Here is a 13202-nt window from a genome sequence, read left to right on the forward strand (position 1 = left end):
GTTCGTCCAATAGCCGTTCGGACGAATATTATAATCGTTCAAATAGCGACTGGCTATCCGTTCGACCGTAGCATGAGTACGACCTCAGCGACGTCGGAGGGGTGGTTCACGTTCGACAAACAGGACATGATGGTGTTCATCCTCGTCATGTCCCTGACGGGGTTACAGAACGCCGTCACGGAGATACTGCCGGAGTTCACGCTCGGGCCGCTGGAACTCGGGGTCGGCGAGTTCGTCTTCATCCCCATCGTGTTGGTCCTCCTGTTCCGGACCTACTGGGCGGCGCTGGCCGTCCCGGTCGGCGAGATAGTCTTCGGCGAGATACTGCTCGGCGAGTTCGACGGACTCGGCGCGATGGAAGGGTTACTCCTGATTCCGGTCTGTTACTACTTCGCCGCCAAACTCCTGCAGGACCCCGAGAACACGACCCAACTCGCAATCGTCGTGTTCCTCGCGGAAGCGTTAGAGGAGTTCTTCGCCATGTTCATCGACGTCGGCAAGGTGTACGTCGGCGTCGAGGAACTGGAAGCGGTGCCCGGCCTGCCAGAGAGCATCCTCGTCCTCGAAGCCGTCGACTTCGTCACGCAGATGGTCATCACCGGCATCGTCTTCGGCGTCATTCCGGCGCTGTACCTCTATCCGAAGCTCCACGGGAAGATAGAGCCGCTGCTGGGGATGGAACCGTACGCGGGCGAACGCGGCGCGTCGATGTGGCGCGGGTTCTCGGTGACGGCGCTGCTCGCGATGCTGGTCGCCTTCCCGATAGCGTTCGCCGCCGAGGCCGCCAGTGAGGTCGGCGGTGCCATCAACGTCGTCTGGGAACCAGCGTTCCTCGAAACGTACGGACAGGTCTTCATCGCGGTGCCCATCGTCGTCGCCGCCGTCCTCGCACTGGCCGCCTGGTATCGCGCGACCCGACGGGCAGCCTGAAGCGATGGACGCGAGTCACGACGCGGACATCGTCGTCGACGACCTCTCCTTTCGGTACCCCGGGACCGACGCGAACGTCCTCTCCGGGGCCGACGTAGAGATAGCCCCCGGCGAGTTCGTCGCCGTCGTCGGCGGCAACGGGTCGGGGAAGACGACGCTGTGTAAGTCGTTCAACGGCATCGTCCCCCACTTCTACGAGGGGACCTTCGAGGGGTCGGTCACCGTCGCCGGGCGCGACGTCGAGTCGAGTTCCGTCTCGGAACTGTCACGGCGCGTCGGCTACGTCTTTCAGGAGTTCGACAACCAGTTGGTCAGCCCGACGGTGTTCGAGGAAGTCGCGTTCGCGCCGCTGAACTACGGCCGCGAGGACTACCGCGAGCGCGTCCACCGAACGCTCGACCTGTTGAACCTCGACGGACTCGAAGACCGGTTCGTCTGGGAGCTATCGGGCGGACAGAAACACCTCGTCGCCCTCGCGGCGGCGCTGTCGCTCGACCCCGAAATCCTCGTCGTCGACGAACCGGCCGCGCAGTTGGACCCCGAGAACGCCCGGGAGACCTACGAACACCTCGCCGAACTCAACGCCGACCACGGCAAGACGGTCGTCACTATCGAACACCACACCGAGTTCATCGCGGAGTACTGCGAGAGCGTCGTGCTGGTCGACGACGGGGAAGTCGCCTGGAAACTCCCCGTCGAAGACGCGCTGAACCGCCTCTCGGACCTCCGGGCGCAGGGTGTCCATCCGCCACAGGTGACCCGGGTCGCCGAACGCGTGTACGACGACGACCGGCGACTGCCGGTCACTGTCGCCGACGGCGCGTCGCAGTTCGAAGCGCACGTCGCCGCGGGCGGCGTCCGCACCGACGGCGCTGTTCGCGACTCCCCGACGGCGGGCGACGGCCGGTCACCGGTCGTCGCCGTCGAGGACGTCTCGAAGTCCTACCGGACGCTCCGGAACGGAAAGCGTCGGGCGCTCGACGGCCTCTCGCTCGACCTCTATCCGGACGAACGAGTCGTGCTGGTCGGGAGCAACGGAGCCGGGAAGTCGACGCTGCTGCGACTGCTCACCGGCATCGAGCGCGCCGACGAGGGAAGCGTCACCGTCGACGGCGTCGACGCGGGGGCGGCGCTGCCCGAGGAACTCGCCGAGGAGGTGGTGTACGTCCACCAGAACCCCGAGGAGATGTTCATCGAAGACGAAGTGCGGGCGGACGTCGCCCACTACCTCCGCGACCGGGAGTACCCGGACGTCGAGGCGCGCGTCGACGACGTCATCGAGTATCTGAACCTCGAAGACCTGCAACACCGGGACGGCCGCCTGCTCAGCGTCGGCCAGCAACGGCGCGCCTCGCTGGCCATCGGGCTGGCGACGGACCCCTCGATTATCCTGCTCGACGAACCGACCGGAAGCCTCGATTTGGCGAGCAGAGCGGAGGTCGGACGAACTATCGACCGGGCCGGCGACCGCGTCGAGACGGTCGTCGTCGCCACGCACGACCTCGAGCTGGCGGCCGCGTGGGCGACCCGCGTCGTCGTCCTCGACGGCGGCCGGGTCGTCGCCGACGGCCCGCCGGAATCGGTGTTCTCGGCCGTCGAGACGCTCGAACGGGCGAATCTACGCCCGCCCCAGGTCGTTCGACTGGGCGAGCAACTCGGTCTCTCCCCCCTGGCGCTGACCGTCGACGAGTTGGCGCGTCGGCTCGACGGTGACGCCGTCACGCCGGAGGTGACCGACCGATGACGTACTTCGACGGCCTGCGCGACGCCGCGTCGGTCGAAGGCATCAAGAACGACCTGCTGAAGACGGCCTACGAGAACGAGGGGTCGTTCCTGCACCGCCTCGACCCGCGCGTGTTGTTGCTGTGGTACGTCGTCTTCCTGTTCGTCCCGTGGCTGTTCTACGATACCGCGGTCTTACTGGGACTGCTCGCGTTCGTCTCGGTGCTCGCGGTCGCCTCGCGAGTGAGTCTCTTTCTGGTCGGGTTGATGGCGTTCACCGTGGCGTCGACGCTGGCGTCGTACGCCGTCGTGACGGCGTTTACCGGCGACCCGCTGGCGGCGATTCGGGCGCTGATTCCGTTCACGCTGAAGCTGACCGTCATCTCCGTCTCGAGTCTGGCCGTCTTCTCCAGCATGGGGCCGAAGACGCTCGCGCGCGGCCTGCGGAGTCTCGGTATCCCCCGGCAGTTCACTTTCCTCATCACCTACGGCTACCGGATGTTGCCGGTGCTCTTCGAGGAGTACCACGACCTCGTCAACGCCTACCGGCTCCGCAGTTCCGCGCCGTCCGCGCCCGGCCGCTTCCGGTGGCGACACTACGCGTATCTGCTGAAGACGTCCATGCGAGCGTTCTATCCCATGATATTCAACGTCGCAAAGCGCAGTCGCGTCACCGTCGAGGCCATGGAGACGCGAGGGTTTTCCCACTCGTTGCACGACGATGCGAGCAAGGAGTTGCAGTTGGCGGACATGAACGTCCGGCCGCTCGACGTCGGCTTCTTCGCCGGGTCGCTGGGCGTCGTCGCACTGCTCGCCGTCTCGCTGTAGCGCCGCCACGTCACCGCTTTCCGCGTCAACCTGCCGTGCAACGTTCCGTCGATGCCGGTGGCTCTCGTTACGCGCCGAACGCTCCGAAAATCGGTATATAGCGATACCGAGCGGTACCAAGCCGAAAAGACGGCTCATAGTCGCCGTTATATCCGGCCACCTAAACGAAGAGACATGCGCTTGGTTTCGGACGACGGCCTCGGCGAGAAACTGTTAGAGACAATCATCCCGGCGCGGGCACAGATTCCCGACGACCCCGCACCCGGGAACTACGTGGTCATCGACGTCGCCCAGTTCTCGACGACGGTGCCGGAACTGTTCGCCAACGGAGCGGAGTACATCTACATCACCGAGGAGCGCGGCAACGAACCCGATTTCAAAGCCGAGCATCCACGAGCGAAAATCGGCGGCAGTTCCGGTCCGAACTACGAGGGCGAGGAGGAATACGACTTCTTCAACTCGCCCAGTTTCGTGCAGGACGTGGACGTCGCGGGCCGACCGACGGCGATGACCTCGACCAACGGCGGCAACGCCGTCACCGACCTCCGACTGGCCGGCGGCGACGACGTCGAGATATACGTCGGCGGCCTGACCAACGGGAAGGCGGTGGCCGAACACCTCCGAGAGAGCGACCGGGAGACCTACTTCGTCGCCGCCGGGTCGAACGGCAAGCCCTCGCCGGAGGACGTCGCCGGTGCGCTCTACATCGCCCGACACCTCCACGAACGACCGCCGACAGCCGAACAGCGCGCGGTCTTCCGCGAGATGGTCACGTTCGGGAAGGGACCCAAATACGAGCGCAAGCCACAGGTCAAGCGGACCGACCTCTACGAGTACACGCTGGCGTTCGACAGCCGCGACGTGGTCCCGAAACTCGTCGACCAGCGCCTCGTCGACGTCGGCGGCGAGGCCGCCTGAACGATGGAAAGCGACGGTCACGTTCACACGACGTTCTCGGACGGGTCCGCCCTCGACGGGATGGTCGCGGCCGCCGAGACCGCCGGACTCGACGGCCTCGGCCTGACGGACCACTGCATCGTGAGCGATGACGAGTTCGGTCGGCGCGCGCGCTACGACCTCGTCGAGACCTACGAGGAGCGACGCGAGGTCATCGACGCGGCGCGCACCGAGACCGACCTCCGGTTGTACGACGCCGCCGAGATGAGCTACGTCGAAGGCGAGGAGGCGCGTCTCGCCGCGTTCCTCGACGAGTCCGACTTCGCGTACACCATCGGTAGCGTCCACTTCGCCGGACCCTACGACTACACCAGCGCCAGTCAGTACGCCGATGCCGACCCCGCCGAGCGCCGGGCGGCCGTCGAGCGGTACTACGACGCGGTCGTGGCGCTGGTCGACTCGGAACTGTTCGACGTACTCGGTCACCTCGACCTCCCCGAGCGGATGGCTCCCCTCCGCCGATATACGACCCGTCGCGACTACGAACGCGTCGCGGCGGCGCTTTCCGACTCGCGGACGGTCCCGGAAATCAACGCCGGCCGAGCCAGCCAGTCGCTCGGCCGCGTTCACCCGGACCCGGCCGTCCTCGACGTCTTCCGGGACGAAGGCGTCTCGTTCGTCCTCGGAACGGACAGTCACACGCCCGCGGAGTTGCGTGAGCGCGCGCCCGTTTTGCGGGGCGTCTGTGAGCGTTCTGCGGTCGAACCGGTCGAGATAGCGTCGCTGGTCGACTGACGGGGAATAATGCCTTCGAGAGAAATGCTCTACAGTAATCACTCCGCCGTCAGTATAACGCCGGAAAAACGCTAAATCCGTTGCGAGCCAACACACACCACATGTCACGCCACGGCAGGTGGTCCCACTGAGCGTCCTCCAGCGCGACCCGACGGACAGAGTACAGGTCATCGACGAGGACGGCGCGGTGGTCGAGGGCGCGACGGTCCCGGACCTCGGCGACGACGCCCTCGTCGAGATGTACCGCCTGCTGAAGCTCGGGCGGCACTTCGACCAGCGGGCGGTGAGCCTCCAGCGGCAGGGGCGGATGGGGACGTACCCGCCGATGGCCGGACAGGAGGCCTCGCAGGTCGGGAGCGCGATGGCGCTGGACGAGGGCGATTGGGTGTTCCCGAGCTACCGCGAACACCTCGCGCTCGCGGTCCGGGGCTGGGGGCTGGCCGACGACCTGCTGTACTGGATGGGCAACGAGCGCGGTAACGCGCCCCCCGAGGACGTGGCCGTCTTCTCGCTCGCGGTCCCCATCGCCACGCAGATTCCCCACGCGACGGGGGCCGCACTGGCCGCAAAGCTCCGGGGCGAGGACCACGCCGTCCTCGTGTACTTCGGCGACGGCGCGACCAGCGAGGGGGACTTCCACGAGGGGCTGAACTTCGCGGGCGTCTTCGACGTCCCCGCCGTCTTCTTCTGTAACAACAACCAGTGGGCCATCTCGGTCCCCCGCGAGCGCCAGACGGCGAGCGAGACGCTGGCGGGGAAGGCCCACGCCTACGGCTTCGATGGGGTACAGGTCGACGGGATGGACCCGCTGGCGGTGTATCAGGTGACCCGCGAGGCCGTCGAGAAGGCCAAGCGCCCGCCCGACGGCGACCCGCGGCCGACGATGATAGAGGCGGTCCAGTACCGCTTCGGGGCCCACACCACGGCCGACGACCCCTCGGTCTACCGGGACGACGAGGAGGTCGAGCGCTGGAAGCGCAAGGACCCGATTCCGCGGCTGGAGGCGTTCCTCCGGGAGCGGGGACTGGTAGACGACGAGCGGGTCGCCGCCATCGACGAGGCCGTCGGCGACGAGGTCGCCGAGGCCATCGAAACCGCGGAGTCGACCGAACGCCCAAGCCCCGACGAGATGTTCGCGGACGTGTACGCGGAGATGCCCGAGCGACTGCGCGAGCAACTGGAGTACCTCGAGGCGCTACGGGCGCGCCACGGCGACGAGGTGTTGCTGGAATGAGCGCACAGGACGCCGACACGCAGAGCCTGACGCTGGTACAGGCGGTCCGGGACGGCCTCTACGGCGAGATGGAACGCGACGGGGACGTGCTGGTGATGGGCGAGGACGTGGGCAAGAACGGCGGCGTCTTCCGGGCGACACAGGGGCTGTACGAGGAGTTCGGTGGGGACCGCGTCGTCGACACGCCGCTGGCGGAGTCGGGCATCGTCGGCACCGCCATCGGGATGGCCGCCTACGGCCTGCGGCCGGTCCCCGAGATACAGTTCTCCGGGTTCATGTACCCCGCCTTCGACCAGATAGTGAGCCACGCGGCCCGCCTGCGAACCCGAAGCCGGGGGCGCTACACCTGCCCGCTGACGATTCGAGCGCCCTACGGCGGCGGCATCCGCGCGCCGGAACACCACTCCGAGTCCAAGGAGGCCTTCTACGTCCACGAACCCGGGCTGAAGGTGGTCGTCCCCTCCACGCCCCGGGAGACGAAGGGGCTGCTCGCTGCGTCGATTCGGGACCCCGACCCGGTAATCTTTCTCGAACCGAAGCTCATCTACCGCGCGTTCCGCGAGGACGTGCCCGACGAGCGCTACACGGTCGAACTGGGCACGGCCGCCGTCCGCCGCGAGGGCGCGGACGTGTCGGTGTTCACGTGGGGCGCGATGACCCGGCCGACGATGGACGCCGCCGAGGAACTGGCCGCGGAGGGTATCGACTGCGAGGTCGTCGACCTGCGGACGCTGAAGCCGATGGACACCGACGCCATCCTCGACTCGTTCCGCAAGACCGGCCGCGCCGTCGTCGTCCACGAGGCCCCAAAGACCGGCGGGCTGGCCGGCGAGATAACCGCGACCATCCAAGAGGAGGCCCTGCTGTATCAGGAGGCTCCCGTCGAGCGGGTGACGGGCTTCGACGTGCCCGTCCCGCTGTACGCCTTGGAGGACTACTACCTCCCCGAACCCGCCCGCATCAAAGACGGTATCAGGTCGGCCGTCGAGTTCTGAGCCATGACCGTCGAGTTCACGCTCCCCGATTTGGGGGAAGGCGTCGCTGAGGGCGAGGTACTGGCGTGGCACGTCGAACCGGGCGAGCGGGTCACCGAGGACCAACTGGTCGCCGAAGTGGAGACGGACAAGGCCGCCGTCGACGTGCCCGCACCGGTCGACGGGGTCGTCGCCGAACTGCACGCCGCGGTCGGCGACGTGGTCGCCGTCGGCGACGTGCTGGTCACCTTCGAAGTCGACGAGGAGGGAGCCGACGGCGCGGAGACGGCCGACGGCGAGGCGGCAGACGAGAGCGACGCGGGTGAGGACGAGGCGAGCGAAGGAGCGACCGACCGCGACGACGGGGCCGGCGGCCGCGTCTTCGCCGCCCCGAGCGTCCGCCGACTGGCCCGCGAGGAGGGCGTCGACATCGGGGCCGTCGAGGGGTCCGGCCCCGGCGGCCGCGTCACCGACGAGGACGTGCGGGCGGCCGCCGAGTCCGGGGCCGACGGCACGGAGCCCACCCCCGCCGTCTCGGCGGTCGGGGACGCGGACGACGACGACGGACCCACGAGCGTCGTCTCGCCGGCCGACGACGGCACGGACGCCGCGGACGACGGACCCACCAGCGTCGTGGCGAGCGTGGGCGACGACGCGGAGGACGGGGACGACGCCGCGGTGCAGTCGGCGGTCCGGCGGGCGGACGAGGACGCCGAGCGCCGCGAGCGGACGCTGGCGACGCCGGCGACCCGGAAACTGGCGCGGGAACTCGGCGTCGACGTCGACGCCGTCCCGACGGACCAGACCCGCGACGGGCAGCCCTACGTCGACGCGGCGGCGGTGCGCTCGTACGCCGACCGACAGGCCGTCGCCGCCGAGGTCACCGACGAGGACGTGCGCGAGGTGGCCGAGGCGGTCGTCGCGGAGATGAAAGCGGCCGCCGGCGGAGCGACCGAGGACGCCGCCGCGGCTGGTGAGACGGCCGACGGGGCGACCGCGGCGGCGGGCGACCGCCGCGAGCCCTACCGCGGGACCCGGCGGACCATCGGCGAGCGGATGGCCCGCTCGCGCCGCGAGGTCCCCCACGCGACCCACCACGACACGGTCGCCGTCGAGGGGCTGGTCGAGGCCCGCGAGCGACTTGAGCCGCTGGCCGAGGAGCGTGGCGTCCGGCTGACCTACACCCCGTTCCTGCTGAAGTGCGCCGCGGCGGCGCTGGCCGACCACCCCGTTCTCAACACGCGGCTGGACACCGAGAGCGAGGAGATCGTCTACCGCGACGAGTACAACCTCGGCGTGGCGACGGCGACCGACCACGGCCTCGTGGTGCCGGTCGTCGACGCGGTCGACGAGAAGGGGCTGCTCGAACTCGCCACCGAGGTCAACGACCTCGTTGCCCGCGCCCGCTCTCGTGACCTCGACCGCGCGGAGATGCAAGGCGGGACGTTCACCGTGACGAACTTCGGCGCGGTCGGCGGCGAGTACGCGAACCCGGTCATCAACGTCCCGGAGACGGCGATACTCGGCGTCGGGGCCTTGGAGGAGCGCCCGGTCGCCCGCGACGGCGAGGTGGTCGCCGCGCCGACGCTCCCGCTCTCGCTGGCTATCGACCACCGCGTCGTCGACGGGGCCGACGCCGCCCGCTTCACCAACACGCTGATGCGGTACCTCGCGGACCCGACGCGGCTGCTGTTGGAGTGACGGTCAGGAACCGCTCTTGAGAGGGTACCCACAAGATTTACCAAACTCGGGAAGTGAGGTACACATACCGATAACGCCGTGGGCGGCCGATGACCCTGCAGGGGCGTGAACAACGCCTCAGCCCGGAAACGTCTGGAAGCGTTGATTGGCTTCCTCAGTTGCCGGGCGAGTGGGTGGGAGGCCAAACACGGGCCGGTGTTCATGCAGTGAGTTGGTGTTCCAGTTGCGCCAGCGTCCAGTGTGAACACTCTTCTATCTCAGCCGCGGTATCGAAGTGGTCGAGCCACGGCGTCCCGCCCGTCTCCTGTGCCGCTGCAGCGCCGGCCAGACAGTCGGCTGCCTGAATGCCGTCTCTCTGTCTCGAAGACGCACACGTCACGTCAACGTAGTCCAGCCGGTCAGCGATTTCCTCGCAGAGCTCGTCCGTCTGCCGCGTCGAGCGGAAGCGGTCGGCGTAGAATTCGACTCGGTCGTTGCCTGTGAGTTGCTGGAGGATTTCCGTGTATGCGTAGGCGCGCACTGCGATGTCCCAAACGGGCGGGAACTCTACGTCCTGAAAGAGCTTATAATGCGAGTCGAGCGTCGTGAAGTCGTCCTTCTCGAATACCGCGTATCCGAAGCGGAGCGAGTCCTGATGCTCCGAGAGACAGTCCATGAACCGGCGTTTCTCCGTCGCCTGCATATCGTACCACTTCGCCTCGTCGAGTTGCGTCACATTCCGGACCGCTCGCTTTGGGCAACGATAGCAGTCGTGTACGGTACCACCGACGACAGCAACCGCGACCGCGTCGCACGAGTCCCGCAGGAGATTCCGGAAGTCCCCGGAAATGTCGCCGTAGTAGGGCATTATCGAGGTGGAAAATCTCTTTGCGTGGATTCGGGAAGAAGGTTCGCAAACCGAGGTGGAAGTGGTTCCGGCTCGCTGTATCCACAGTTTCGTTCGGCGGTGGTCACACGATGAGACGGCGACCGAGGGTCGAGCGCTGCGGCCGCAGTACGCTACGGCTCCGTCTCGTCGGCGATCCACGTGCGGGCGGCCATGGCCTGCGGGAACCCGAGCGTCGGGACCGCCAGCGTGGCGACGTGGTCCAGCGCCGCAGGGTCGAGTCCCTCCTCCAACCCGCGGCGGACGTGGGAGTGGACCGCGCCCTCGGACTCGGCACCGATAGCGAGCGCGAGTTTCACGAGCCGCTTGGTCTCGTCGTCGAGCGGGCCGGCCTCGGCGCAGGCCCGCCCCAGTTCCGCGTAGGCGCTCCAGACCGCGGGGTTGTCGGCGGCGAACGTTCCGGCGGCCGCTGGCAGTTCCGATGGGTCGTCGATGTCGTCGGCCATGGGACGACGTTCGCCGGCCGGGGTAAGATAGGTGCCGGGCTTAGAGGAACCGGTCCCGAACGTCGCCGTCGGGAACCATGCACTGCTCTCTCCGGCCGAACCAGTCGTAGCGGTTGGCGGCGACGAAGTCGTAGACGCGGTCCCGGAGCGCCGCGGGGAGGAGGCGGCCGACCGCCGCCAGCCGGTAGGGCCACCCCAGTAGTTCCGCGATGCGGAGCACCGCCCCTGACTTGGTGTAGGTCCGGTCGCCCTCGACGAGGACGACCGAGTCGAAGTCCGCGGTCGCGTGGCCGTGGCGGGCCAGCAGCGCCTGCCCGGCCTCGGACTGGAGCGAGGCGAAGCGCAATCGCCCCTCGGGGTCCCGCGGGACGAGAAACCGGACGAAGCCGTTACAGAGGTTGCAGACGCCGTCGAACAGCACGACCGGGCCGTCGGGGTCGGGAGCGTCCTCGGCCGGCGTCGCGGCGGCCGCCTGCCCGTCGTCGTCAGCCACCGTCGGCCACCTCCGACCGCCGGCTCCGCGAGGCGACGACGTCGAGGCCGGGGCTGTAGTAGTACACCGGTTCGGTCCCCTCGGGCCGGGCGAAGCCGTCGGCCCGCAACAGCGTGGCCGCCTCGACGCTGGCCGTGGCGGGGTACAGCGTCCACGGCTCGTGGGACACGTCGGTGTACCGGACGGAGCCGTCGGGGGCCTCGGTGTAGAAGCGGTAGCGCTCGACGAGGAACTCGGCCAGCGGGTCAGACGGAGCCGCGAACGGCTCGCCGGTCGGGTGGTACGTCGCCCTGTAGCGGGCGGGCCGTGCGCCGGGGTGGCGGCGTCGGCTGTCGAAGACGACTTGGCCGTCGTCCCACGCCAGCGAAATGCGGGCGTAGTAGTACGGGAGGTGGTAGAACAGGCGCGCGCCGAGGACGCTGGCGACGCCCTGCGCGTCGAGGCTGAAGAAGTAGACGCTGGGCACGCCGTCGCGGGTGACGTAGGTCCGGACGTTTATCTCGGGGAGACGGACGCCCAGCGCCCGGGGCACCCCCTTAGGCCGGACGGCGACGTTGGTGAAGGGCACCACCGAGAGCCACGCCGCCCCGTCGTGGGTGTCGGGGGCGAGTGCGTCCGGGAGGTGCGCGTCGAGCAGGTCCGGGTCGACCGGCCAGTTCTCGAACAGCAGGTGTCGCCACCCCATCTCCAGCGGGCAGACCATACCCGTACTCGGGCCGCCGACGGAATGAACCCATCGGGGCGACACCGCCCGTTTTTATGCGGAGCGGTCGACAGGCCAGACAATGGTCGTCGGAGACGTCACGACGGGAACGGAACTGCTCGTAATCGGCGGCGGTCCGGGCGGCTACGTCGCCGCAATCAGGGGCGCACAGTCGGGGCTGGACACGACGCTCGTCGAGCGGGACGCGTTCGGCGGGACCTGCCTGAACCACGGCTGCATCCCCTCGAAGGCCGTCATCTCCGCGTCGGACCTCGCTCACCGCGCCGGGGCCGCCGAGGAGATGGGGGTGTTCGCGGACCCCGCGGTCGACATGGCCGGGCTGACCGAGTGGAAAGACGGAGTCGTCACCCGCCTCACGCGGGGCGTCGAGTCGCTGTGCGAGGCCGCCGGCGTGACTCTCGTCGAGGGGACCGCCGAGTTCGCCGACGCCGAGACGGTCCGGGTCGCCCACGGCGGCGAGGGACAGGGGTCGGAGACGATAGCGTTCGAACACGCCGTCGTCGCCACGGGGAGCCGGCCGGTGACGGTGCCGGGCTTCGAGTTCGACGGCGAGCGCGTCCTCTCCTCGAAGGACGCGCTGGCGCTGGAGAGCGTCCCCGGGGAACTGCTCGTGGTCGGCGCGGGCTACATCGGGATGGAGCTGTCGACGGCGTTCGCCAAGCTGGGGGCCGAGGTGACCGTCGTGGAGATGCTCGACGGCGTGTTGCCGACCTACGAGGACGACGTGTCGAGCGTCGTCCGGGAGCGCGCCGAGTCGCTGGGCGTCGACTTCGCCTTCGGCGAGGCCGCCCGCGGCTGGGAGGAGACCGACGACGGGATGCGCGTCCAGACGACCGACGAGGACGACGAGATACGGGAGTACAACGCCGAGCGGTGTCTGGTCGCAGTCGGCCGGGAACCGGTGACGGACACGCTGGGCCTCGACGCCATCGGCCTCGAACCGGACGCGGACGGCTTCCTCCGGACCGACGAGCGGGCCCGGACCGACCTCGAGGGCGTCTTCGCCGTCGGCGACGTGGCCGGCGAGCCGATGCTGGCCCACAAGGCCATGGCCGAGGGCGAGGTAGCCGCCGCGGTCGCGGCCGGCGAACCCGCCGCCCTCGACCAACAGGCCGTCCCGGCGGCGGTGTTCACCGACCCCGAGGTCGGCACCGTCGGCCTGACCGCCGACGAGGCCGAGGCCGAGGGGTTCGACACCGTCGTCGGGCGGATGCCCCTGCGGGCCAACGGCCGCGCGCTGACTCTCGACGAGCGCGACGGGTTCGTCCGCGTGGTGGCCGACGCCGACACCGAGTTCGTGCTGGGCGCACAGATAGTCGGGCCGGAGGCCTCGGAGCTGATAGCCGAGGTCGGCCTCGCCATCGAGATGGGGGCGCGCCTCGAAGACGTGGCGGGCACGGTCCACACGCACCCGACGCTCTCCGAGGCCGTCCGCGAGGCCGCGCTGGACGCCCGCGGCGAGGCCGTCCACACCCGATAAACGGGGCCGACGGGACCCGGCGACTCGCCCAGAGCCCCACGCGACGACCCGCCCAGAGCCCCACTCGGCGCACGCCGACGCCACCCCTTTGT

Annotated in this window: 13 protein-coding genes; 9 read left to right on the forward strand and 4 right to left on the reverse strand. The window is 68.9% G+C overall.

Annotated features, from left to right (window positions below; genetic code table 11):
* The first annotated feature begins 72 nt into the window (after positions 1-72).
* The 8 genes from ACV7JO_RS12470 to ACV7JO_RS12505 all read left to right on the forward strand — a co-directional run bounded on the left by ACV7JO_RS12470 (position 73) and on the right by ACV7JO_RS12505 (position 9081).
* Complete coding sequence (locus ACV7JO_RS12470) at positions 73-930, forward strand: DUF8171 family membrane protein (RefSeq protein WP_470353734.1); 858 nt, start codon at positions 73-75, stop codon at positions 928-930.
* A gap of 4 nt (positions 931-934) precedes the next feature.
* Positions 935-2674: an ABC transporter ATP-binding protein gene (locus ACV7JO_RS12475; protein WP_470353735.1), complete on the forward strand. Its 1740-nt coding sequence runs from the start codon at positions 935-937 to the stop codon at positions 2672-2674.
* On the forward strand, positions 2671-3480 hold the full coding sequence (locus ACV7JO_RS12480; protein WP_470353736.1) for an energy-coupling factor transporter transmembrane component T family protein: 810 nt from the start codon (positions 2671-2673) through the stop codon (positions 3478-3480). Before ACV7JO_RS12475 ends, ACV7JO_RS12480 begins: the two co-directional genes overlap by 4 nt.
* Positions 3481-3654: 174 nt before the next feature.
* The gene (locus tag ACV7JO_RS12485; RefSeq protein WP_470353737.1) at positions 3655-4398 is read left to right on the forward strand and encodes a 2-phosphosulfolactate phosphatase; all 744 of its coding nucleotides are present in this window, start codon (positions 3655-3657) and stop codon (positions 4396-4398) included.
* Positions 4399-4401: 3 nt separating this feature from the next.
* Positions 4402-5172, forward strand: a complete 771-nt coding sequence (locus ACV7JO_RS12490; protein WP_470353738.1) for a PHP domain-containing protein — start codon at positions 4402-4404, stop codon at positions 5170-5172.
* Positions 5173-5299: 127 nt separating this feature from the next.
* A complete protein-coding gene (gene pdhA, locus ACV7JO_RS12495; protein WP_470355780.1) occupies positions 5300-6406 on the forward strand; it encodes a pyruvate dehydrogenase (acetyl-transferring) E1 component subunit alpha in 1107 nt (368 codons plus the stop codon).
* A complete protein-coding gene (locus tag ACV7JO_RS12500) occupies positions 6403-7401 on the forward strand; it encodes an alpha-ketoacid dehydrogenase subunit beta (RefSeq protein ID WP_470353739.1) in 999 nt (332 codons plus the stop codon). The genes pdhA and ACV7JO_RS12500 overlap by 4 nt, the downstream gene beginning before the upstream one ends.
* A 3-nt stretch (positions 7402-7404) precedes the next feature.
* A complete protein-coding gene (locus ACV7JO_RS12505; RefSeq protein WP_470353740.1) occupies positions 7405-9081 on the forward strand; it encodes a 2-oxo acid dehydrogenase subunit E2 in 1677 nt (558 codons plus the stop codon).
* 199 nt (positions 9082-9280) lie between these two features.
* Here ACV7JO_RS12505 and ACV7JO_RS12510 read toward each other — a convergent pair whose 3' ends face one another.
* From ACV7JO_RS12510 to ACV7JO_RS12525, 4 genes are all read right to left on the reverse strand, one after another.
* Positions 9281-9928 (reverse strand): DUF3800 domain-containing protein, encoded by a 648-nt coding sequence (locus ACV7JO_RS12510; RefSeq protein ID WP_470353741.1) that lies wholly within the window; start codon positions 9926-9928, stop codon positions 9281-9283.
* Between the two features lie 152 nt (positions 9929-10080).
* A complete protein-coding gene (locus ACV7JO_RS12515) occupies positions 10081-10413 on the reverse strand; it encodes a carboxymuconolactone decarboxylase family protein (RefSeq protein WP_470353742.1) in 333 nt (110 codons plus the stop codon).
* A 40-nt stretch (positions 10414-10453) separates the two neighbouring features.
* Positions 10454-10906, reverse strand: coding sequence for a thiol-disulfide oxidoreductase DCC family protein (locus ACV7JO_RS12520; RefSeq protein WP_470353743.1), 453 nt, complete (start codon positions 10904-10906; stop codon positions 10454-10456).
* Positions 10899-11609, reverse strand: a complete 711-nt coding sequence (locus tag ACV7JO_RS12525) for a YqjF family protein (protein WP_470353744.1) — start codon at positions 11607-11609, stop codon at positions 10899-10901. Before ACV7JO_RS12525 ends, ACV7JO_RS12520 begins: the two co-directional genes overlap by 8 nt.
* 82 nt (positions 11610-11691) lie before the next feature.
* On the opposite strand from ACV7JO_RS12525, the gene lpdA reads away from it, so the two are divergent.
* The gene (gene lpdA / locus ACV7JO_RS12530) at positions 11692-13110 is read left to right on the forward strand and encodes a dihydrolipoyl dehydrogenase (RefSeq protein ID WP_470353745.1); all 1419 of its coding nucleotides are present in this window, start codon (positions 11692-11694) and stop codon (positions 13108-13110) included.
* Positions 13111-13202: the final 92 nt, after the last annotated feature.

This window comes from Haloarcula sp. MBLA0138, from assembly GCF_055632455.1.

What these genes read in the sequence shown, in the direction of transcription:
- ACV7JO_RS12470 (WP_470353734.1), top strand. Translation starts at nt 73, where the DNA reads ATGAGTACGACCTCAGCGACGTCGGAGGGGTGGTTCACGTTCGACAAA.
- ACV7JO_RS12510 (WP_470353741.1), bottom strand. Translation starts at nt 9,928, where the DNA reads ATGCCCTACTACGGCGACATTTCCGGGGACTTCCGGAATCTCCTGCGG.
- ACV7JO_RS12490 (WP_470353738.1), top strand. Translation starts at nt 4,402, where the DNA reads ATGGAAAGCGACGGTCACGTTCACACGACGTTCTCGGACGGGTCCGCC.
- ACV7JO_RS12525 (WP_470353744.1), bottom strand. Translation starts at nt 11,609, where the DNA reads ATGGTCTGCCCGCTGGAGATGGGGTGGCGACACCTGCTGTTCGAGAAC.
- ACV7JO_RS12485 (WP_470353737.1), top strand. Translation starts at nt 3,655, where the DNA reads ATGCGCTTGGTTTCGGACGACGGCCTCGGCGAGAAACTGTTAGAGACA.
- ACV7JO_RS12500 (WP_470353739.1), top strand. Translation starts at nt 6,403, where the DNA reads ATGAGCGCACAGGACGCCGACACGCAGAGCCTGACGCTGGTACAGGCG.
- ACV7JO_RS12475 (WP_470353735.1), top strand. Translation starts at nt 935, where the DNA reads ATGGACGCGAGTCACGACGCGGACATCGTCGTCGACGACCTCTCCTTT.
- ACV7JO_RS12515 (WP_470353742.1), bottom strand. Translation starts at nt 10,413, where the DNA reads ATGGCCGACGACATCGACGACCCATCGGAACTGCCAGCGGCCGCCGGA.
- ACV7JO_RS12480 (WP_470353736.1), top strand. Translation starts at nt 2,671, where the DNA reads ATGACGTACTTCGACGGCCTGCGCGACGCCGCGTCGGTCGAAGGCATC.
- lpdA (WP_470353745.1), top strand. Translation starts at nt 11,692, where the DNA reads ATGGTCGTCGGAGACGTCACGACGGGAACGGAACTGCTCGTAATCGGC.
- ACV7JO_RS12505 (WP_470353740.1), top strand. Translation starts at nt 7,405, where the DNA reads ATGACCGTCGAGTTCACGCTCCCCGATTTGGGGGAAGGCGTCGCTGAG.